At 32.6% G+C, this 21,041-nt stretch carries 19 protein-coding genes; 11 read left to right on the top strand and 8 right to left on the bottom strand.

All coding sequences use genetic code 11. The features are described from left to right. The first annotated feature begins 135 nt into the window (after positions 1 to 135). From NLJ00_RS24620 to NLJ00_RS24595, 6 genes are all read left to right on the top strand, one after another. Positions 136 to 1,389 carry a competence/damage-inducible protein A gene (locus NLJ00_RS24620; RefSeq protein WP_256635779.1) on the top strand — a complete coding sequence of 418 codons (1,254 nt, stop codon included), beginning with the start codon at positions 136 to 138 and terminating at the stop codon, positions 1,387 to 1,389. 71 nt (positions 1,390 to 1,460) lie between these two features. After that, complete coding sequence (gene rpmB, locus NLJ00_RS24615; RefSeq protein ID WP_008468080.1) at positions 1,461 to 1,697, top strand: 50S ribosomal protein L28; 237 nt, start codon at positions 1,461 to 1,463, stop codon at positions 1,695 to 1,697. A gap of 27 nt (positions 1,698 to 1,724) precedes the next feature. Then, a complete protein-coding gene (gene rpmG, locus NLJ00_RS24610) occupies positions 1,725 to 1,907 on the top strand; it encodes a 50S ribosomal protein L33 (protein ID WP_008253902.1) in 183 nt (60 codons plus the stop codon). Positions 1,908 to 1,984: 77 nt separating this feature from the next. After that, positions 1,985 to 2,137, top strand: a complete 153-nt coding sequence (locus tag NLJ00_RS24605; protein WP_008468081.1) for a DUF4295 domain-containing protein — start codon at positions 1,985 to 1,987, stop codon at positions 2,135 to 2,137. A 267-nt stretch (positions 2,138 to 2,404) separates the two neighbouring features. Continuing rightward, positions 2,405 to 3,358: a signal recognition particle-docking protein FtsY gene (ftsY, locus tag NLJ00_RS24600; RefSeq protein WP_256635778.1), complete on the top strand. Its 954-nt coding sequence runs from the start codon at positions 2,405 to 2,407 to the stop codon at positions 3,356 to 3,358. Positions 3,359 to 3,562: 204 nt separating this feature from the next. Continuing rightward, entirely contained in the window at positions 3,563 to 4,159 is a 597-nt protein-coding gene (locus NLJ00_RS24595) for a Zn-dependent protease (protein WP_256635777.1), read from the top strand. Positions 4,160 to 4,175: 16 nt separating this feature from the next. Here the strand turns inward: NLJ00_RS24595 and NLJ00_RS24590 are convergent, their stop codons facing one another. Together NLJ00_RS24590 and NLJ00_RS24585 are read right to left on the bottom strand one after the other, a co-directional pair. Continuing rightward, the gene (locus NLJ00_RS24590) at positions 4,176 to 5,246 is read right to left on the bottom strand and encodes a serine hydrolase domain-containing protein (RefSeq protein WP_256635776.1); all 1,071 of its coding nucleotides are present in this window, start codon (positions 5,244 to 5,246) and stop codon (positions 4,176 to 4,178) included. Positions 5,247 to 5,339: 93 nt separating this feature from the next. Further along, a complete protein-coding gene (locus NLJ00_RS24585) occupies positions 5,340 to 5,858 on the bottom strand; it encodes a putative periplasmic lipoprotein (RefSeq protein ID WP_256635775.1) in 519 nt (172 codons plus the stop codon). A gap of 390 nt (positions 5,859 to 6,248) precedes the next feature. Between NLJ00_RS24585 and NLJ00_RS24580 the strand changes: the two genes are divergently transcribed. The 3 genes from NLJ00_RS24580 to NLJ00_RS24570 all read left to right on the top strand — a co-directional run bounded on the left by NLJ00_RS24580 (position 6,249) and on the right by NLJ00_RS24570 (position 7,823). Then, entirely contained in the window at positions 6,249 to 6,689 is a 441-nt protein-coding gene (locus NLJ00_RS24580; RefSeq protein WP_256635774.1) for a hypothetical protein, read from the top strand. Beyond that, complete coding sequence (locus tag NLJ00_RS24575) at positions 6,670 to 6,966, top strand: DUF721 domain-containing protein (protein WP_256635773.1); 297 nt, start codon at positions 6,670 to 6,672, stop codon at positions 6,964 to 6,966. Before NLJ00_RS24580 ends, NLJ00_RS24575 begins: the two co-directional genes overlap by 20 nt. A gap of 140 nt (positions 6,967 to 7,106) precedes the next feature. Next, entirely contained in the window at positions 7,107 to 7,823 is a 717-nt protein-coding gene (locus NLJ00_RS24570) for a hypothetical protein (RefSeq protein ID WP_256635772.1), read from the top strand. A 97-nt stretch (positions 7,824 to 7,920) separates the two neighbouring features. On the opposite strand, the gene NLJ00_RS24565 is transcribed toward NLJ00_RS24570, so the two are convergent. The 3 genes from NLJ00_RS24565 to bshC all read right to left on the bottom strand — a co-directional run bounded on the left by NLJ00_RS24565 (position 7,921) and on the right by bshC (position 11,630). Further along, complete coding sequence (locus NLJ00_RS24565) at positions 7,921 to 8,340, bottom strand: nucleoside-diphosphate kinase (RefSeq protein ID WP_031456090.1); 420 nt, start codon at positions 8,338 to 8,340, stop codon at positions 7,921 to 7,923. A gap of 222 nt (positions 8,341 to 8,562) precedes the next feature. Further along, positions 8,563 to 9,834 carry an acyltransferase family protein gene (locus NLJ00_RS24560; RefSeq protein ID WP_256635771.1) on the bottom strand — a complete coding sequence of 424 codons (1,272 nt, stop codon included), beginning with the start codon at positions 9,832 to 9,834 and terminating at the stop codon, positions 8,563 to 8,565. A gap of 206 nt (positions 9,835 to 10,040) precedes the next feature. After that, positions 10,041 to 11,630 (bottom strand): bacillithiol biosynthesis cysteine-adding enzyme BshC, encoded by a 1,590-nt coding sequence (gene bshC / locus NLJ00_RS24555; RefSeq protein ID WP_256635770.1) that lies wholly within the window; start codon positions 11,628 to 11,630, stop codon positions 10,041 to 10,043. Positions 11,631 to 11,901: 271 nt separating this feature from the next. Here bshC and NLJ00_RS24550 point away from each other — a divergent pair, with 271 nt between their 5' ends. Then, on the top strand, positions 11,902 to 13,179 hold the full coding sequence (locus NLJ00_RS24550; protein ID WP_256635769.1) for an MFS transporter: 1,278 nt from the start codon (positions 11,902 to 11,904) through the stop codon (positions 13,177 to 13,179). A 70-nt stretch (positions 13,180 to 13,249) separates the two neighbouring features. Here the strand turns inward: NLJ00_RS24550 and NLJ00_RS24545 are convergent, their stop codons facing one another. Next, the gene (locus NLJ00_RS24545; protein WP_256635768.1) at positions 13,250 to 17,281 is read right to left on the bottom strand and encodes a DUF7948 domain-containing protein; all 4,032 of its coding nucleotides are present in this window, start codon (positions 17,279 to 17,281) and stop codon (positions 13,250 to 13,252) included. 133 nt (positions 17,282 to 17,414) lie between these two features. On the opposite strand from NLJ00_RS24545, the gene NLJ00_RS24540 reads away from it, so the two are divergent. Continuing rightward, complete coding sequence (locus NLJ00_RS24540; protein ID WP_256635767.1) at positions 17,415 to 19,640, top strand: B12-binding domain-containing radical SAM protein; 2,226 nt, start codon at positions 17,415 to 17,417, stop codon at positions 19,638 to 19,640. A gap of 13 nt (positions 19,641 to 19,653) precedes the next feature. Here NLJ00_RS24540 and NLJ00_RS24535 read toward each other — a convergent pair whose 3' ends face one another. Then, positions 19,654 to 20,178, bottom strand: a complete 525-nt coding sequence (locus NLJ00_RS24535) for a hypothetical protein (RefSeq protein WP_256635766.1) — start codon at positions 20,176 to 20,178, stop codon at positions 19,654 to 19,656. Positions 20,179 to 20,276: 98 nt separating this feature from the next. Further along, positions 20,277 to 21,041: an MBL fold metallo-hydrolase gene (locus NLJ00_RS24530; protein ID WP_256635765.1), complete on the bottom strand. Its 765-nt coding sequence runs from the start codon at positions 21,039 to 21,041 to the stop codon at positions 20,277 to 20,279.

The following is a 21,041-nucleotide window of genomic DNA, read 5'->3' as shown; positions in this document are numbered from 1 at the left end:
ATCCATTTTTCAAGGTTTTAACTTCTCGTTAAAAGATAAAAGAAATTATCTTTTAAATTTTTTCTGCCTCAAATCATTTCCGCAATCCTACTTCATAAATAAACTTATACCTTTATAAGTAAAACTTTTAATACTATGAAAGCAACAATAGTTACCATTGGAGATGAGATTTTAATTGGTCAAATTGTAGATACAAATTCAAATTTTATAGCCAAAGAACTGGATCGAATAGGTGTCGAAACTTATGAAATGATTTCTATAAGTGATGATAAACAGCATATTTTAAACACTTTTGCACAACTGCAAAACAAGGTTGATATTGTAATTATTACCGGAGGTTTAGGTCCGACAAAAGACGATATCACCAAAAAGACTTTCTGTGATTATTTTGATGATCAGCTGGTTGTAAATCCCGAAGTTCTGGCTCACGTAACAGAACTTATTGAAGGTTTTTATAAAAGACCCATTTCGCAGTTAAATAAAGATCAGGCTCTTGTTCCTTCAAAATGCACCGTTCTTCATAATAAAATGGGAACAGCACCGGGAATGTGGATGAAAAAAGAAAATACCGTGTTTGTTTCGCTTCCGGGTGTTCCGTATGAAATGAAATATCTGGTAGAAAATGAGATAATTCCAAAAATTGTAAAAGAATATAAACGTCCTTATATTATTCATAAAACCATTTTAACGTACGGTCAAGGAGAAAGTTTAGTCGCAGAACGTATTGAAAACTGGGAAAATAATCTGCCTGATTTTATCAAACTGGCTTATCTGCCAAATCCCGGACGAGTTCGTCTGCGTATGACTGCCCGCGGAGCAGATAAAGAAGAATTAGAAAAAGCAATCGAAGAAAATGTTCAGTCGCTAGATGCTATAATTCATGATATTATAGTGGGTTATGAAGAAAATGAAACGATTGAAACCGTAGTGGGTAAATTGCTGGCTAAAAATAATAAAACGATTTCTACAGCTGAAAGCTGCACTGGAGGAAAAATTGCTTCGCTTTTGTCATCTGTGCAAGGAGCGTCAAGATATTTTAAAGGAAGTGTTGTTTCGTATGCAACAGAAGCAAAGGTCAATGTTTTGGGCGTATCGCAGGATTTAATAGATCAGTTTTCGGTAGTAAGTGCTGAGGTTGCAGCGGCTATGGCTTTGAATGTGAAAGATATACTCAAAACCGACTATGCAATCGCGACAACCGGGAACGCTGGTCCGTCAAAAGGAGACTCAAATGCTGAAATTGGTGCTGTTTTTATCGCCTTGGCTACACCAGAGGGAGTAATCACAGAAGAATTTAACTTTGGCCAACCACGTGAAAAAGTGATAGATAGAGCAACTATTAAGAGTTTAGAAATATTACAAAAAGAAATTTTAAAAATTGTGCAATAATTTTTTGCTACAATGGTTTATTTTTCTTTTCTTTGCACCCTGATTTTGAATAACGATAAAAGATAAGTATAATGTCAAGAGTTTGTGACCTTACAGGTAAAAGAGCGATGGTAGGAAATAACGTTTCTCACGCTATGAACAAAACTAAGAGAAAGTTTTCTGTAAACTTAGTTAAAAAGCGTTTTTATCTTCCAGAAGAAGATAGATGGATTACTCTTAGAGTAGCAGCATCTACGATAAAAACAATTAATAAAAATGGAATCACTGCTGTTTTGAAAAAAGCACAGTCAGAAGGATTTATCAAATAATCTTTTCCTAAATAAATATATAGCAAGATGGCAAAGAAAGGTAATAGAATCCAGGTAATTTTAGAATGTACTGAGCACAAGACTTCTGGTGTTCCGGGAACTTCTAGATATATTACAACTAAGAACAAAAAAAATACTCCAGACAGATTAGAGATTAAAAAATTTAATCCAATCTTGAAACGTGTAACTGTTCACAAAGAAATTAAGTAATAATTAGAGATTTTTGTAAATCTCAAATGGTTTTGCCATTTAGAGTTTTATAAAAAACTTCAAATAACATTTGAATCATGGCAAAGAAAACCGTAGCATCGTTACAAACATCTTCTAAGAGATTATCAAAAGCCATCAAAATGGTAAAATCTCCTAAAACTGGCGCATATACATTCGTAGAATCTATTATGGCTCCTGAAGAAGTTGATGAATTCTTGAAAAAGAAATAATTACAATTACAATATATAGAAAAGCTACTTTCATTCGGAAGTAGCTTTTTTATTTTTTATATTTGTTTAAAATTTTATAGAAACCAATCAATTTGTGTTTTTTTTAAACATTTGTTCCCATCAGACTCTTTATCTTTACTTGTTTAAAAAAGACAAATAGAAGGATATCGTGTAATTGGGGTTAAATTAAAACAAAAGGCATTCTATAAACATTAAGATTGTTTCAAAACTCTTAGAAACAATCTAAAACTAACAATAAATTAAAAAATGAGTTTTTTTAAAAAATTATTCTCTACCGAAAAAAAAGAGACTTTAGATAAAGGTCTTGAAAAAACAAAAACTACTTTTTTCTCTAAGTTAAGCAAAGCTGTTGCAGGAAAATCTAAAGTCGATGATGATGTTTTGGATAATCTTGAAGAAGTTTTGGTAGCTTCAGATGTTGGTGTAAATACAACATTGAAAATCATCGAAAGAATCGAAAAACGGGTATCTGAAGATAAATATTTAGGAACAGAGGAATTAAATCAAATTCTTCGTGACGAAATTGGCGGCTTATTATCTGAAACCAATAGAGGTGAAGCAACCGAATTTGATATTCCAAAAGATAAAAAACCTTACGTTTTAATGGTTGTGGGAGTTAATGGTGTTGGAAAAACTACAACAATTGGTAAACTGGCTTATCAGTTTAAAAAAGCCGGTTATAAAGTGGTTTTAGGTGCTGCTGATACTTTCCGTGCCGCTGCTATCGATCAGTTACAAGTTTGGGCGGATCGTGTAGGCGTTCCAATCGTAAAACAAAATATGGGAAGCGATCCAGCTTCTGTGGCTTTTGATACTTTGCAGTCTGCTGTGGCTCAAAATGCCGATGTTGTTATTATTGATACTGCCGGTCGTTTGCATAATAAAATCAATTTGATGAACGAACTTACGAAAGTAAAACGTGTTATGCAGAAAGTGGTTGCTGATGCGCCGCACGACGTGCTTTTAGTTTTAGACGGTTCAACAGGTCAAAATGCTTTTGAACAAGCGAAACAATTTACAGCTGCGACAGAAGTAACTTCATTAGCAGTAACAAAATTAGACGGAACAGCAAAAGGCGGTGTAGTAATTGGTATTTCAGATCAGTTTCAAATTCCGGTAAAATATATTGGTGTTGGCGAAGGAATTGAAGATTTACAAGTCTTTAATAAATATGAGTTCGTAGACAGTTTCTTTAAATAATTTATAATGAGTTTTTCTTCTTTTAAAAATATATCGGCTGTTGCTTTTTATTTTGCAAGCGTTATATGTTTTGTTTTTGCAAATATTTTGAGAGATAATAGTCTTTCTTTTTATTACGTTTTATTAGTTCTGGGAATAGGTTTCTTCTTTATGGGAGTTCTTAAAAGACTGCGAACTAAACAGTAATTTATTAATACATTTTTGATGATGAAATATTGCTTTTTCGTTTTTCTTTTTATTGCACTTTCTTGTACAAACAGAAAAAACGAAAGTAATAAAAATCAAAAAGTAATTGTTATTCAGCCCTTAGGTAGTTTTAAAACCCAACAGGCTAAAAAGGTTTTTGAAGAAATTAAAGCTATAAATCCAAAAGTAGTTTTAAGATCAAATATTTCGTTTCCTGAAAACTCCTATTATAAACCAAGGAATAGATACCGTGCTGATAGTATAATTAAAAGTCTTAAAGATAATATTGGCAAAGATTCTGTGATAGTTGGATTATCAAATTCGGATATTAGTACAACTAAAAACGGAATTAAAGATTGGGGTGTAATGGGATTAGGTTATAGACCCGGAAAAGCCTGTGTAGTCTCGGATTTTAGATTATCTGCAAAAAATAAAAATCAACAATTTTATAAATTAGTTTTACATGAATTAGGTCATACAGCGGGTTTACCACATTGCGCAGTAAAAACCTGTTTAATGCGTGATGCTGAAGGAGGGAACCCACTGGATGAAGAAAAAGCTTTTTGTAATGATTGCAAAAGCTTTTTAAAATCTAAAGACTGGCAGTTGATTTAAACTTTGTACTGTCTTTTTATTGATACAATGCACTAATTTTTTCCCATAAAACTTTATCGAAATCAGATAAGGCAAGATTTTCATTATCTGCAGCCTCTCCCATTCTGATAACTACCATATTTTTACTTGGTACAACATATATTTTTTGGTCATTTTTTCCTAAAGCCATAAACATATCGCTTGGCCCGGTTGGAATTATGCTTCCCTGAAAAGTAAGCTGCGATTGCGGTAAATGATAGGAACTTTTACCATTTAGCCACCATAAATATCCGTACCCTAAATTAATGTTTTGTGAAGTTGTTGTTGCTTCATTGAAATAGGCTTCATTTAAAATGATATTATTTTCCCATTTCCCTTTATTCAGCATTAATAGCCCAAAACGTGCCATGCTTCGTGAAGTACTTGCATAAACGCTGTTTACATCAATTTTTAGCCATGTACCATTCATCCCGATTTTGTCTCTTAATTTGGCATTGAAATAATTTTCCCAGGTTTGTCCGCTTGCACTTGCAATAACATCTTGCAGTTTTACATAAACATTATGATAAGCCCATCTTGTCCCTGCATCGGCTTTGTAGATTAGATCTGCAGGATCTACATCATCGGTTGAATCATCAAGCCCGGATGTCATAGTTAGTAAATGTTTGCAGGTAATTTTGTTTTCTTGTGCTAACGTTTCGCTTGTCCAGCCAGTGCCTAAATATTGAGAAACTTTATTATTGATGTTTAGTAAGTTTTCCTGTTGTGCAATTCCGGTAACGGTTGAAGTTAACGTTTTTCCGGCGCTTGCCCAATACCAATTTGTTGAAGCGTTATGTCCGTTGAAGTAGTTTTCTAAAACAATTCGGCCATTTACTAAAATGATGAATGATTTAGAATGTTTTAATTCTAAGTAATCTAGAAGCGGCTGTACAGCACTTTGATTCCATTTTAAATCGGCTATGGATTTTGTTTCCCATGTTGTTCCGGTTAATGGAGGGAAATACATACTTTCTGATGGAGTTGGAACAGGATCTGGTTCTGCTGAATCTTTGCTGCAGCTTATCAATAATAAGGCTGTCAGGATTGTGAAAATAGTTTTGGTCATGGCTTTTATTTTTGGTTTGGGGTTTGACCAAAAATATGTAAAATAGTTTAATGGAGAAGAAAACTTATTTCACATGTTTAACCATGAAGTGTTTTATTTAAGTTCCCACTTTGTACCATCTGTAAAAACCACATAATAAGCTCTTACTTTAACAATACGGTTTGCATCTGTAGAAAAGTCTTCCCAGGTTTTTGATTCGATCTTGCCAGGCTTTAGCAAATTTGAGATCTCTCCGGTAGATCTTCCTTTTCCGTAGAAATATCGGCCATTTGCGGGTTCGTCAAATGAATTTTCGCAATACCATTCCAGTTTAATTGCCTGAATACTCTTTTTACTTGAATTTTTAAAAACGATTTTAATGTCTTTATGATCAGAGTACTGCGCTCTCGATAGGCTGGAAGCTACAATTGTAACTGGTGAATTTTTTGAATTTTTGTTTTGTAAAAAATCATCTTTTAGGGAAGGTGAACTATTTTCTTTTTCTTCAGGCTGATGATAATTATTTATTTGAACATACACAGGTTTTGTGAGTGCAATGGTTTTGGGTTTTGCTTTACTACATCCAAAAATTAAGAGCAGGGTGCTTAATGCTATTATGAAATATTTTTTCATTCTATTTTTAATAAAAGGATTTATGTATAAAAATTTAATTGGAATTATCTTCTTTAAAGGAAAATGTAACTGAAATAATTTTGCTGCAAAAGTCTGACAGATTTGCATTAAAATCTACCATGATATGACATAAGATTGTTAGAATAGGCTTTTTTATAGTCTGTAAAGATTTAGGAAATAAAGTCTTAGAAAAATGAGATAATTATTGATTAAAATATTTCTTTTGAAATTTATAAAGTTACCTTTGTAATTCTCTAAATTTTCTTTTGAAAACGGGAGCCCCTAGCCCTGATGGAAGCGACATCCTTTTATGGCCTCGTCTTTTTAACGAGGCCATAAAAGATATAGCGGACAGCAGGAAACAGCTCCTTATTAATATTATATTTTACTATGAAAAATGCTTTTATGATTTTGGTTTTGTCGCTTTTGTTTGTAAGCTGTAAACAGGAAATAAAACCAGCAGATATTGAAAAACTAAATGGTTACTGGGAAATTGAAAAAGTGGTTTTTGATAAAGGGGAGGAAAAGGCTTATGGCATGAATGAAAACTTTGATTTTTTTAAAATTAAAGGAACAAAAGGGACTCGTACTAAAGTAATGGCGCAGCTTGACGGAACTTTTTTAACTACTGATACTTTTGAAAATGTATCGGTAAGATTTACGGATAAGGGAACTTTTCTGGATTATAATACGGATTATGCTAAATGGAGTGAGGAATTAATCTCGATTTCGGATGAAGAGTTTGTGGTGAAAAATGATCAGAAAAAAGAATATTATTATAAAAAAACGGGACCAATAAATATTTTAAACGATGGCAAAAAGACTAAATAACCAAAGTACGATTGGGGCTGTTTTACAACAAATTATTCAGGTTAATAAATTACAGCCCGGAATGGATCAGATTGATGTAAAAGATGCGTGGGGAAACCTAATGGGAAATGGCGTGAAAACGTATACGAGAAATGTTGTTTTGAAAGGAAGCACACTTTATGTAGAACTTGGCTCAGCAGTTTTAAGAGAGGAATTAAGTCACGGAAAATCTAAAATTATTAAAATGATTAATGAAGAACTAGGTCGTGAAGTTGTTAAAGACGTGGTTTTACGCTGATTTTAAATTGTTATTTGAAACTTAAAAATAAATTTTACACTTCCATAATGGAAGTGTTTTTTTTATGATATATTTGAGCATTAAGTGGTTTTTAATAAATGCCTGATTAATAATAAACAAATAAAAAACAAAACCAAAACATGAAAAAAGTATTACTTATTTTAACCGTATTATTTGCCTTAAACAGTTATTCTCAAAAGAAAAAAGTTGCCGTTGTATCTTTTTATACAGATAAAACAATAGATCTTTCTGAGTTGGGTTTAAATGGATTGGCTGCAATAGCTGATTTAGGAAACAACCCAAATTTTAACCTTTCTCCAATTTTAGAGAAATATCACAATGCATTTTTTAATGATTATGCTAAAAAATTTCCGTTTGATTTACTTCCTGAAACTGAAGTGACTCAGAAGCCGGAATACATTGCTTTTACTCCTAAATTTGCAAGAGAAGGCGGAGAAAGCGGTACTATTATTAATTACCCTGGATATAAATATATTTATGAAGGAATGAATGGTTCTGCCAATGAAGTAGCGTCTGCTCAAATGTTTAAAGAAACAGCTGATGGTGTTTTATTTACAGAAATTCATTTTGCTGTAGTAAAAGGATTCGCTGTTGGCGGAACTGGAACAATAAAAATGAAAGCTTATGCCAGAATCGCTTTATACGATAAAACAGGAAAAAAAGTATTTGCTTTTTCTGAAGGGGCAAACTCTAAGAAAACTGGAACAATCGTAGGTGGAGTTCCTGTTTTAAGTCTTGATAAAGTATTGCCTATGTGCGAAAGTGCATTAGAAGAACTTTTAAAAGATCTTGATGAAAAAGTTGAGAAATTGGTTAAAAAAGCAGATAAGCTTTAATCAGTATTCGATATAAAAAAATCCCGTTTCATTTGAAACGGGATTTTTTTTGTTTATTGAGTTCAGCAATCTAAAATCTAAACTCTGAAATCATAAATTAAAACTGCTCTCTACCAGCAAAGTGGAATGCACCTTCGATTGCAGCATTTTCGTCGCTGTCAGAACCGTGAACTGCATTTTCTCCAATAGAAGTTGCGTATGCTTTACGAATAGTTCCTTCAGCAGCTTCAGCTGGATTTGTAGCTCCAATTAAAGTTCTGAAATCTTCTACTGCGTTGTCTTTTTCTAAAATTGCAGCAACAATTGGTCCACGTGACATGAATTCAACTAATTCTCCGTAGAAAGGTCTTTCTGCGTGAACTGCGTAAAATGCTTTTGCATCAGCTACAGTTAATTGAGTTAATTTTAATGAAACGATTTTGAAACCACCATTAGTGATCATTGCTAAGATATTCCCGATGTGTCCGTTTGCAACAGCATCTGGTTTAATCATTGTAAAAGTTCTATTTGTTGCCATTTTATATTTTATTAAATTTTGTGCAAAAGTAGACTTTTTTTGTGAATTGATTTTAATTAATTCGTAATTAAAACATGATAGAATGATGTTTTAACCAAGAAAAGCTTTTTTTAAAACCATATAAGTTATATAAATTCATTTAAATCGTTGCGTTCAGAAATATCCGCAATAAATAGCATCGTAATTCTAAAATGAACTTATATAACTTATATGGTTTAAAAATTATACTTTGAATATTAATTTGTTTCTGTAGAATATCCATAAAATAAAAGTCCAGATGCAAACGTAAACTAATGCACCGGCTAATGAAGCTGTCATAGGATTGCTGAAAAATGGTGCAATCCAAAAGCTGTACAGGTAATTTAATAAATTAATTTTCTCTTCGGTTTTATGTGGATTTTGAAACTCAATCATTACTAATGCCTGCGGAATTATCTGCGAAGTAAAGAAAACGATCATTGGGTTTACACCCCAAATTAAGAAAGGTTTGAATCCTTTTTTATAATCGGCGATATCAATTATGTAATATAAAATTGCTAAAAATGTTGTGGCTAATCCTGTAGTGTATAAAACATAACTGCTTGTCCAAAGTGATTTGTTTATTGGGAAAACAATATTCCAAAGTAAACCAGCAATGATTAAAGCAACTCCTGCAATTGCCATTTTTTGTGCTTTCTTAGTTTTAGGAGAATTTTGCTGTAATAATTGACCAATTAATAAACCAATAATTCCGTTTACGATTGACGGAAGTGTGCTTAAAATTCCTTCCGGATCCCACGTTACGGTTCCACGATACATATGTCCTTTTAGTAAAACGCTGTCCAGCCATGAAGCAAGATTTGTTCCTTTATCCAGATTTGCGTCGCCAATTCCGGGAACAGGGATTAAAGTCATGATTGCCCAATATCCTAATAACAAAACGATTCCGGTTATGATCTGCGTTTTTTGAGAAGTTTTTAAATACAAAAGAGAAACTACAAAATAAACAATTGCAATTCGTTGTAAAACCCCCGGAAGTCTTACATCACTGTAGGCTTGGATACCGCTGTAAGCGAGAAACAGATAAATTATCAGAATTGAAAATGCCAGAATGTTTTTGATTTTTGAACTGAAATTTCCCATTAAAGCATAACCAACTCCAATAGTAATGGCAAGTCGGCCAATTAAAAGCGGAATTCCTTCCAGTCCGAATAATTGGATTTTCCCGAAAAAGTTGAAGAAAATCCCCAAACAAAGCATTCGCAAAGAACGAATTAAAATTTTGTTGAAAGTGGTGCCGTCATAAAATTTATCAGGCATTGCAAGCGGAACGGCAACTCCCATTATAAAAACGAAAAACGGAAATACTAAATCGGTTGGTGTGCAGCCGTGCCATTCGGCGTGTAATAATGGCGGGAAAACATGGCCCCAGTCTCCGGGGTTGTTTACAATGGTCATTAATAAAATTGTTAGTCCACGAAAGACATCTAGCGAAATTAAGCGTTCTTTTACCATTGGTTTTGGGTAAATTGGTTAGTTAATATTTTTAAAAATCGCTATTTGGTTTGAAATAATAATTTTGAGAAGATAGGTGGTTATTTGGTTCTCAAGAATTATTATATTTTATTATTTTTTCTGCCACGAATTTCACGAATTTACACTAATTTCTATCCTTACAAGAAAATAATTTGTGTAAATTCGTGAAATAGTGGCAAACTATTTTAAATTGTTATGATGTTAAAATTCATTTCTAAAGGTTTCAATTTTTGCAGTAAAAGCGGAACTAACTGTTCGCCTTTTTCCAGATAAAATTCTGAAAAATTACTTTGACGTTCTTGTAAACTATTATTTGGGAATAGTTCACATTGTAAGTCTATTACCCGCTGCAATTGATCGCTTAGTTTTCTTTTTTGTGCTTTTAATAAACGTTTTTCTAAATTTTCAAGACCTTTTGTCTGTTTTACTTCCTGAGCTTTTACAGCTCCAGAAAAAGATTTATCAGTTTGATTTGCTAATTCATAAAGATATTGAAATTGGGTTTTCAATATTTCTTTTTGAGGTGTTAAATCAATTGGAAATGCAGAAATTTTATGTGTAATCGCGTTTACTAAATTTTCTTGTTTGGTAAAAAGATCGCTCCAGCTTAAGTTTAATTGATCTGCTTTTTTTCCTTGTTTTTCGGTTGCCAAAAGAACAGAGTTACGAACCAAAATCATTGGAAAAGTAATTTTTACGGCATCAAAAAAAGATTTTAATTCCAGCCAATACGCAATCTCTCCGCCTCCGCCAATATAACATAGATTTGGAAGAATAATTTCCTCATAAAGCGGACGCATGATAACATTTGGGCTGAATTTTTCAGGATGATTTTCTAATTCAGAAAGAATTTGTTCTTTAGAAAAGGAGATTTTTGTGTTGTTTACAATGTATTTATCTTCTTCAAAAATGATTCTTTCGCGCAGATTATCTTCAATATAAAATAAATTAATCTCACGAGGATTTACCTGAACCGTATAGTCTTTCAATTGTTCAATTGTTTCCTGAACCGCTTTGTATGAAGTCTGTTTTTCTAATTCTTCTTTTGCATACGGAATAAAAGCACGTTTTAAATCGGCATCGTCAGCATCTATAATTACTAAACCGTAATTAGCAAATAAACTGTTCGCTAAAAAACGGGTTGCATCGGCCAGATTATCGTGTTTTAAATAAGCATCTTGAAAAAGCTTTTTTAAAGTATTGGCATTTGTGCTTGAACCTAATTCTAATGAATAAATTTCAAAGAATTCATCTAAACCTTCAGTTGAAAGTCGGCCAACGGGACCGTTACTTTCTTTGTTCCATCTGAATTTTTTTCCTTTAAAATTAAAATAGTTTATTTCTTCAAAATCATGATCTTCTGTCGCCATCCAATAAATGGGAACAAAATTGTACGACGGATATTTCGATTTTAATTCTTTGGTAAGATTAATGGTCGAAATGATTTTATATAAGAAATACAAAGGCCCACTAAATAAATTTAACTGATGTCCGGTTGTAATTGTGAAAGTATTTTCGAGTGCTAAAAGCTCAATATTTTGTTTTGTCGAATCAGAAATTTCGATGCTTTGATATTGCTTTTTTAAAGTGGTAACCAAAGGAATTCGGTTGCTGTTATCAAAGTTACCTGCTTTTTCGGCAATTTGTTTTTCGAAATTCTCCAATGTTGGGAAATTGTTGTACAGCGGTTTCAATTCTGATTTCTGATCTAAATAATCTTGTATCAATTTAGAGAAATATCCAGAAGTTTGATAGCTGATACAGTCGGTAGGCATAATTTTAAATTTATTTTTGACAGCTGTAAATTTAATGAAAATATACAGTTAAAATCGGTTTTAACTATTGCTTAAGATTGATTTTTATTTTTTATTTTAAAGTTCCTATAATCAGGTTTTTAATTTTAAGTAAATTAAACATTGTTTAAAATGTTAAATACATGAAATTTGTTAAAAATACAGAAGTGTTTCGAAACTAATTGTCTTAAATGTGAAATATTAATAACGAAACTATATTTTTGTAAACAAAAAAAGATATACCTGATTTTGCATGGAAACAAACCCTAAAAAAAAGAACTCACTAAAACATGTTCTTTTTGGAAGCCTAATTGGCACCACAATTGAATTTTTTGATTTTTATATTTATGCCAATGCTGCAGTATTGGTTTTTCCTCAATTATTTTTTCCCGGTTCAGATTCGACAATGGCGACTCTGGAATCTTTAGCCACTTTTTCAATTGCGTTTTTATCACGCCCGCTTGGTTCAGCTTTTTTTGGACATTATGGAGATAAAATAGGACGTAAATTTACCTTAGTTGCGGCTTTATTGACGATGGGTATTTCGACTGTTACAATAGGATTTTTGCCAAGTTATGCCAGTATTGGTGTTGCTGCTCCGTTATTATTAATGTTATGCCGATTTGGGCAGGGCGTTGGTTTAGGAGGCGAATGGGGAGGAGCTGTTTTATTAGCTATAGAAAATGCACCACCAAATAAACGTGCCTGGTACGGAATGTTTCCGCAATTGGGAGCTCCAATAGGATTGCTGCTTTCTGGTGGAACTTTTCTATTATTAACCGATTCCATGAGTAATGAAGATTTTATGGATTATGGCTGGAGAATTCCATTTATTGCCAGTTCATTACTAGTTGTTGTTGGTTTTTATATCCGAACAAAAATTACAGAAACTCCATCTTTCGAAAATTCTAAAAAAGAACAGGAAGAAGTTAAAATACCTTTTTTAACAATTGTAAAATCGTATAAAAATCAATTGATTTTTGGAACGTTTGCAGCTATTACAACGTTTTTAGTTTTTTATTTGATGACTGTTTTTACATTAAGCTGGGCTACTTCAGACTTAGGAATTGTAAAAAGAAATGGATTATTAATTCAGTTATTTTCAGTATTGTTTTTTGCCATTTTCATTCCGGTTTCGGCTGTAGTTGCAGATAAAATTGGCCGACGTAAAATGCTTATTATAGCTACAGCGGCTATTGCAATTTTCGGATTTTTCTTTTCTTATTTTTTAAGTTCCGGAAACATTGTTTTAGTTACTACTTTCGCTTGTATCGGAATGGCTTTAATGGGATTCACTTATGGGCCTTTAGGAACTTTTCTGTCGGAGTTGTTTCCAACAAATGTTCGTTATTCTGGAGCATCATTAACGTTTAATTTAGCAGGAATTCTGGGAGCAGCTTTTGCGCCTATGATTGCAATTTGGTTAGCCAAAACTTATGATGTAAGTTATGTTGGTTTGTACTTAACGATTGCTGCAGTTATTTCTTTAGTTTCATTTTTGGTAATTAGCAAGGAGGAACATAAATTTTAAATAATAAAATTCTAAATTTCTTGACATAAAAAAAGGCGCAGGTTTTTAATCTGTGCCTTTTTATTTGAAATTATCTTTTTAAACTAAAATGTCCTCTAAATTCTGTTCCGTTTAATCTTGTAACAGTAAACCAATAATCGGATGCTGGTTCTTGGTGACCCAGATAATTTCCATCCCAAGAAGTATTTGGAGCTAATTCTTTTATTAATTTTCCATAGCGGTCAAATATTCTAATTGCTGTGTTTGGAGCTAAATAAGCAGAATCAATTGTCCAGTGATCATTAAAGTTGTCATTATTTGGTGTAAAGAATTTTGGAAAAGGCAGTTCATCAACAAAATTTATACAATCTGCGGTTGTGGCTCCCAAAATATTTATCACAACAGGAATTCTGTCACTTTCACAATTGCTGATTGTTTGCGAAGCATAATAAATATGTCCGTTTTCAAGTAATGTTGATTCGGATAAAGTACTATTTGAAGAAATACTTTCAAACCATTTTATATTTTGTCCTGTAATATCAATGTCATTAATAGATGCATTTTTTTGGATGCAAAATGTTTGTGGTGAATCTGCAATTGGAATTTGAGTATCCTGAATTTTTACAGTAACGGCAAATCTTTCACTTTCACAATTATTTAGAGTTTGTGTTACATAATAAATGCCGTTTTGCAGTAAAGTTGTTTCTGATAAACTGTTTCCATTTGTTGCTGCATCATACCATTTAAGAGATGTTCCTGTTATAGCAATATTTTCAATTGTAGCAATTTCATCAATACAAAATTGTTTATTATTGTCTCCGGCTGGCAGCGGAGTATCATAAACCCGAACTAAAACAGGAGTTCTATCACCTTCACATCCAATTGTTTGTGAAGCATAGTATGTTCTATTATCTTCTAATAAAGTGGTATTTGGTAAACTGGCAGCAGAGAAATTAGTATCGTACCATTTTATATTTTGCCCAGACATTTGGATGTCGGATAATTTTGCATTTTCTTTCTTGCAGAATTCTGTATTTCCATTTAAGACTGGTGCAGAAGGTGTATTTACTATTGAAACAGTAACTGCAAGTCTCTGGCTTTCACAACTGTTTTCTGTTTGTGATGCATAATAAGTTTGTCCGTTGACAAGATTTGTAGTTTCTGCTAATAAAGAACCGTTACTTACTGCATCATACCATTTTATGGTAGTTCCTGTAACCTGAATATCTGCAATTGTTGGATTTTGTCCGGAACAAAATGGTTGATTTGCATTTCCTGTTGGAGGAAATGTAACCTGAATATTAATTGTAACAGGTACCCTTTCACTTTCGCAGCCATTTATAGTTTGTGAAGCATAATATGTTGCTTTATCCTGAGCTACAGTTGTTGTAGGCACAAGTGTTCCTCCTGTTAGATTACTGTACCATTTTATATTTTGTCCTGTAATTTGGATATCGTTTACTGTAGCATTTTTGTCAACACAGAAAGTTTGTGGAGAATTTGCAATTGGCAATGGCTGGCTTGTAATTGTAACAGTTTGATTTTGAATTGATGTATTTCCGTTTCCGTCGCTGTAATTCCATACAATTGTATAAGTTCCAGGTAAGCTATAAGATAATGGACTTGTAGTTGTTCCTGTAATTTGTCCTGCACAAGCGTCTGTGGCAGTTGGGATTGTTGTAACTGTAGTATGGCAATCTCCAGTTATTATTGGCAGATTGGTAATATCAGGAACTGGTGCCAGAATATCTCCAATTATTACTTCAATATCATAATTCTTTTGACAACCACAGTCATCACTTGCAACTAATTTGTAAGTCCCTTTATTTGCATTTGATACATTATTGATCGTTGGGTTTTGTAAATTACTTGTAAAACCATTAGGTCCTGTCCATGCATAATTATATCCTGAATCAGCATTAAGATTTAATGTACCGCCTATACAAACAGGAGAATTACTGCTTGGGTTCGCATTAATATTACAATTGTTTTCTTCTGAAAACTTCATTAGAAAGAAATTTTTACGACCTAAAATTTCAGGCTGATATGAATTTAAGTCAGCTATTCCATCATTCATTGATGATGTTCCACCAACTACTATTTCTTTATTTTTAACAGTTATTTCTGTTTGAGAATATTGGTCAAATCCTCCAGTGTAGCTTCCCCATATTAAGCTTCCTAATTTAGAGAATTTTCCAATGTATCCACCAGCCATACCAGTTCGTTTATATGCACATAAAGTTGTTATTGAATTATCAATTCCTCCATTACCACCAACATAGATTGAATTATTTGTAAAAGCAAGAGAGTAGATTATTGTATCATAGCCTAAATAGGTTCCCCATAATCTTTGCCCGTTTTGATCCAATTTTGCAAGAAAACCTGTCCAAGAATATGAATTATAATCATCAAAAGAACTTGGTGAGGCAATATTATTAGAACTAGTAGTTTCTCCACCTACATATATATTGTTTTCGTCATCAATTTCGATTGCATGAATTTTTTCTCCAGATTCCCCTCCATAATAGGTACTCCATATTCGATCTCCATTTAAATTTAATTTAAATACTATGCCATCGTCAGATAGATTATTTGTGTAATAAAGATTTTCTTGAAATACTCCCGGTGTAGAAATATTATCTGTACTGTATGAAAGTCCACCAACTGCAATAAAGTTTTCTCCAACTTTAACCGATCTAAATTCATCTGTACCTTTGCCTCCATATAATTTATTCCAAACTATAGTTCCATTAGGGTTAAATTTGGTTATGAAACCATCTCCTATTGGGGTATCAAAAATATTTGTTGAGTGATTTATTGAAAAATATCCCACCATAAAAATATTACCATTTTTATCAATATCAACGCCATAAGCTCCGTCCTCATCTCTTCCTCCATAATATGTACCCCAAAGTCTAACACCTGAAGAGTTAAATTTTACCAAAAAAGCATCATCATATCCACTAAATGAACTTTGGTATGAACCTAATGTGCTAATTTTGGTTGTACTATTTGTTTGGCCTACAATGACCACATTATTTTGAGAATCTGTTCTTACAGCTTTTATTCGATCATATCCTTCTCCTCCATAATAAGAACTCCATAGCCTAAGTCCACTAGAAGAAAATTTTACAATTATTCCGTCTGGAGCCATGCTTTGAGGGTTTCCAATTGTAGTTTGGTGTGCACCCGATGTAGCATATGAAGAATTAGGAACAGAAGTTGATCCTACTAAGTAATTATTACCTAATAAATCAGTCGTACTTCCTCCAAATTCATTACTTCCATAATTTTCGTCATCCCCATAAAATGTTCCCCAAAGTCTTGTTGGTATCGGATCAATCACAATAGTTTTTCCACTTACGTTATCAGAAGAAGAAAACCCATAAACATCCTTCTTAATTTTAGTATATCCAACCTCAATTTCCTTTTTACTCCCTCCATCTTCAATCCAACTCGCAGGAAGTGTTTCCTCCATTTTTCCAAAACGGACATTCATCTGGATTTTATTATCAACCAAATCAGTTTCTGCGCCATTAAATTTTAATTGAATGTCAGAAATTTTTCCATGAGGGTGAATTACAAAATTATATTCAACTGTTTTTTTAGGGTCGTTTGGAATTATAAAAACTACATCAATATTTGGGTAAATATTTTTATAGGTAATTTGTTTAAATTGATAAACACCAATAATGCCTTCTGGTTTATTTGGAATATTGTAATAGTTGTCAAAATCAACAGATTTTTGCTCTGGAATTAATTCAACTTTTGAGTTTGAATTTACAAAGTCAATGTCGATGCGATGGAAAGTATATTCTAATTTGAACTCCTCTTTATCTTTTTCCTGATTATCATGAAAATGGGATTGTTCTTCTCTAGGATTGCGTGGATGATGTTGTATTGGCGTTTTTTTTACTTCATAAACGTCATATGAAAATCCATTTTTTCTTAATTGAACATTAAGTCCGTTAGTATTCAGCAAATATTTAACAGCAGTATTTGGTTTTCCTTTTTGGTCAATAATCTGGCCTTTGTTCTCTTTAAAACCAATTGATTGGTTTTTATTTTGAGAAAATAAATGAATAGTTATTATAAAGAAAACGAAAAGTAATTTATGCTTCATCTGATTAATTTGACTGTCGCAAATGTAATTAAATATCTACAAAACAAAATCAAAAGATCAAAACATAAACCAATAAAATCTTTTCCTAAAAAGTCTCCAAATATCCCGTATTTTTGCAAAAAAATAAATTCTTTTGAAAACGAAACTTTTTGTAATTACACCGCCATTTACCCAACTGAATACTCCGTATCCGGCGACGGCGTATATAAAAGGTTTTCTGAATACAAAAAATATAGAATCGGTTCAGGCAGACTTGGGAATTGATGTGATTTTAGAATTGTTTTCGAAGAAAGGACTTTCTGATTTGTTTCAGATTTCAAGTTCAAAGTTTCAAGTTTTAGGTTCTGAGATCTCAGACAACTCCAAGCGTATTTTTGCTTTGCAGGATGAATATATCAAAACAATTGACCCTGTAATTCAGTTTTTGCAAGGAAAAAATCCAACATTAGCGTTGCAGATTTGTCAGGAAGATTTTCTGCCTGAGGCTTCTCGTTTTGCACAATTAGAAGAACTCGACTGGGCTTTCGGAACAATGGGAACTCAGGATAAAGCAAAACATTTGGCTACTTTGTATCTGGAAGATATTTCGGATTATATTGTAGAATGTGTAGATGAAAATTTTGGCTTTAGCCGATATGCCGAACGTTTAGGCCGAAGTGCTAATTCTTTTGATGAATTATACAATGCTCTGCAGCAAGAACCAACATATATTGATTCGATTTTAATTTCACTTTTAAAAGAAAAGATAGAAGCTGTAAAACCTACATTGTTTTTAATTTCTGTTCCATTTCCTGGAAATTTATACAGCGCATTTAGATCTGCACAATGGGTAAAACAAAATCATCCCGAAATTAAAATTTCAATGGGTGGTGGTTTTCCAAATACTGAATTACGTTCACTTTCGGATAAACGAGTTTTTAAGTTTTTTGATTTTATCACTTTAGATGATGGAGAAGTTCCAATCGAAGAATTAATTTTCAATTTAGAAAACGCAGATTCTGTCACTTCGAGCGAAGCCGAGAAGCGTTTCAAAAGAACCTTTTTATTAGAAAATGGAGAAGTTGTCTACAAAAACAATTCCTTAAAACACGACTACAAACAAGCCTATGTAGGAACGCCGGATTATTCAGATCTTCCTTTGGATAAATACATTTCGGTTATCGAAATTGTAAATCCGATGCATAGAATGTGGAGCGACGGACGTTGGAATAAGCTTACAATGGCTCATGGCTGTTATTGGGGAAAATGTACATTTTGTGACATTTCACTTGATTATATTAAAGTTTACGAGCCCGTTGCGGCAAGTTTACTTTGCAACCGAATGGAAGAATTGATTCTGCAAACGGGTCAAAACGGATTTCATTTTGTTGATGAAGCTGCACCGCCGGCTTTAATGCGTGCATTGGCACTCGAAATCTTAAAACGAAAACTGGCAGTAACCTGGTGGACAAATATTCGATTTGAAAAAAGCTTTTCTAAAGATTTATGTTTATTACTAAAAGCTTCCGGCTGTATTGCCGTTTCCGGTGGTTTAGAAGTGGCTTCAGATAGATTATTGAAATTAATCGACAAAGGTGTAACGGTAGAACAAGTTGCAAAAGTAACCCGAAATTTTACTGAAGCCGGAATTATGGTTCATGCATATTTAATGTACGGATATCCTACGCAAACCATTCAGGAAACGATTGACAGTCTTGAAATGGTTCGCCAATTATTTGAAGCCGGAGTTTTGCAATCAGGATTTTGGCATCAGTTTGCCTTAACTGCTCATAGTCCGGTTGGATTATATCCGGAGCAATTTGGTGTTACTAAAAAAACAGAGGTTATTGGAACTTTTGCCAATAACGATATTGAATATACCGATTCAACAGGAATCAATCACGATAAATTCAGCTTCGGCTTAAAGAAATCTCTTTTCAATTTTATGCATGGAATTTGTTTTGATTACGAACTGCAAGATTGGTTCGATTTCAAGATTCCGAAAACAAAAATTCATCCCGATTTTATTTTTAATGCACTCGAAGAACAAAATGATTTCAATACAAAACCAAATGCGAAAGTTGTTTGGCTTGGCGGAAAACCTTCGGCAGAAATCTTTACAAAATCAAAAAAAGGAAGAAGCTGGGAAATGATGTCGCTGACTTTTCATGGTAAAAAAGAAAGTTTTACCATTCAAACCAGTAAAGAAGAAGGCGATTGGTTAATTGATATTTTGACAAGAATTTCAATTTCGAATACTAAAAATTATACTTTTCAGGAAGTCAAAAATGATTTCGAAATTTCATTAGAAGATTTCGAATTATTTTGGTATTCAAAACCAATCAATACTTTGCGAGAGTTTGGATTGTTAGTTTTATAATAAAAAAATTGAACTAGTTTTTTGTTACCCAATAGTGAAAATCTCTTTCTAAATCATAAGCCATTCTATTTACACTTCTTCTAATTATAAAGTAAGGAATGCCTAACATAATTGACATATGTATAAATAGAAAAGGTAAAAAAATAAAAGTAACATTATCACCTACTGATATCATTCCTGCAATAGATATGAGATAGAAAAAAATTATAAATCCAAAAAAGATAATCATTCTTTTTCTGAAGCCTATAATTTCAACATCAATAGTCAATTTATCATTTTCCTGAATTAAATTTCCGTTTACTTTGGCAAAAGAATGATTCATGTCAAATATTTTTTTTCTCTTTTTCAGCTCAAATGAATTATTTTCAATATTTCCTTTGTATTCATTTTTACTGGATTGAAAAACTTCAAAAGGCACATAACCTAAATCAGATTCATCAACATTGTTTCTAAATTTTTGAATAAAATCTAGTTTTGAAACGGGTAATTGTATTGTAATATCTTTAATTAAGTTTATTTTTCTTAAAAAATTATTCATCTGTTTTTGGTTGGATTAAGAGCCAAATATAGTATAATACTGAAATAGAAAATAGCAAAACAAAACTATTTTTCAGTAAAAACAGAATGTATTTAAGATCAATAATCTATACTAGTTCCGTCACTCGGAATAGCAACTTTATACAAAAGATTGTTCTCAGTCAATGCTTTTCTTAATTCTTCGCGAGTTGTTGGGCAGTGGTTTAAAGCTTCAAGGTGATTGGCAAAAACTTTTCCTGGTGCAAGAGCGGTAAACTTCAAAATATCATTCATTCGCATTAACAAAGGCTGTCCAATATCTAGTCTTGCAGTTCCGCAGGCAACCGTTGCAATATCAGGTTTGAGTTCGATTAATGCTTTTTGAACATCATCTGTAAAAATAGTGTCAGAACTTATATAAACCGATTTTTCGTTTGCAAGTTCAATGTAAAATCCCATTACATTTCCCATCAATTTTGCAATCCAACCGTAACCATGAAGAGCGGGAATTCCAATAATTCTTCCATCTAAAAAAGGCTGAGGTTCCCAATAATTTAAAGTCTGCACAATATTAAGGCCTCTTTGCAAAAGAGTTTTTTCATCTTTAGCGCTGCAGATTACAGGAATGCTTTTTCTTCTTAAAAATACTTCTCCGGCCTTATCAATATGATCCGGATGTAAATGCGTAATTAAACAATGCGTAACATTGCTCAAAATTTCCCTGCTGTTTTTAGGCAGAGCCACTAGAGGATTGCGTTTTGGATTGTAACGAAAAATAGTGAAAGGAGCAATTGTTTTTCTCTTTCCTAACATCGGATCTACAAGAATAACATGCTTTTCTGTCTCAATAACCAATGTGGCATTTCGCAAATGATGTATTTTCAT

This window comes from Flavobacterium panici (assembly GCF_024499525.1).
GTDB classification, from domain to species: domain Bacteria; phylum Bacteroidota; class Bacteroidia; order Flavobacteriales; family Flavobacteriaceae; genus Flavobacterium; species Flavobacterium panici.
This window is presented reverse-complemented; position numbering and strand designations above follow the sequence as displayed.

What these genes read in the sequence shown, in the direction of transcription:
- NLJ00_RS24620 (WP_256635779.1), top strand. Translation starts at nt 136, where the DNA reads ATGAAAGCAACAATAGTTACCATTGGAGATGAGATTTTAATTGGTCAA.
- rpmB (WP_008468080.1), top strand. Translation starts at nt 1,461, where the DNA reads ATGTCAAGAGTTTGTGACCTTACAGGTAAAAGAGCGATGGTAGGAAAT.
- rpmG (WP_008253902.1), top strand. Translation starts at nt 1,725, where the DNA reads ATGGCAAAGAAAGGTAATAGAATCCAGGTAATTTTAGAATGTACTGAG.
- NLJ00_RS24605 (WP_008468081.1), top strand. Translation starts at nt 1,985, where the DNA reads ATGGCAAAGAAAACCGTAGCATCGTTACAAACATCTTCTAAGAGATTA.
- ftsY (WP_256635778.1), top strand. Translation starts at nt 2,405, where the DNA reads ATGAGTTTTTTTAAAAAATTATTCTCTACCGAAAAAAAAGAGACTTTA.
- NLJ00_RS24595 (WP_256635777.1), top strand. Translation starts at nt 3,563, where the DNA reads ATGATGAAATATTGCTTTTTCGTTTTTCTTTTTATTGCACTTTCTTGT.
- NLJ00_RS24590 (WP_256635776.1), bottom strand. Translation starts at nt 5,246, where the DNA reads ATGACCAAAACTATTTTCACAATCCTGACAGCCTTATTATTGATAAGC.
- NLJ00_RS24585 (WP_256635775.1), bottom strand. Translation starts at nt 5,858, where the DNA reads ATGAAAAAATATTTCATAATAGCATTAAGCACCCTGCTCTTAATTTTT.
- NLJ00_RS24580 (WP_256635774.1), top strand. Translation starts at nt 6,249, where the DNA reads ATGAAAAATGCTTTTATGATTTTGGTTTTGTCGCTTTTGTTTGTAAGC.
- NLJ00_RS24575 (WP_256635773.1), top strand. Translation starts at nt 6,670, where the DNA reads ATGGCAAAAAGACTAAATAACCAAAGTACGATTGGGGCTGTTTTACAA.
- NLJ00_RS24570 (WP_256635772.1), top strand. Translation starts at nt 7,107, where the DNA reads ATGAAAAAAGTATTACTTATTTTAACCGTATTATTTGCCTTAAACAGT.
- NLJ00_RS24565 (WP_031456090.1), bottom strand. Translation starts at nt 8,340, where the DNA reads ATGGCAACAAATAGAACTTTTACAATGATTAAACCAGATGCTGTTGCA.
- NLJ00_RS24560 (WP_256635771.1), bottom strand. Translation starts at nt 9,834, where the DNA reads ATGGTAAAAGAACGCTTAATTTCGCTAGATGTCTTTCGTGGACTAACA.
- bshC (WP_256635770.1), bottom strand. Translation starts at nt 11,630, where the DNA reads ATGCCTACCGACTGTATCAGCTATCAAACTTCTGGATATTTCTCTAAA.
- NLJ00_RS24550 (WP_256635769.1), top strand. Translation starts at nt 11,902, where the DNA reads ATGGAAACAAACCCTAAAAAAAAGAACTCACTAAAACATGTTCTTTTT.
- NLJ00_RS24545 (WP_256635768.1), bottom strand. Translation starts at nt 17,281, where the DNA reads ATGAAGCATAAATTACTTTTCGTTTTCTTTATAATAACTATTCATTTA.
- NLJ00_RS24535 (WP_256635766.1), bottom strand. Translation starts at nt 20,178, where the DNA reads ATGAATAATTTTTTAAGAAAAATAAACTTAATTAAAGATATTACAATA.
- NLJ00_RS24530 (WP_256635765.1), bottom strand. Translation starts at nt 21,041, where the DNA reads ATGAAAATACATCATTTGCGAAATGCCACATTGGTTATTGAGACAGAA.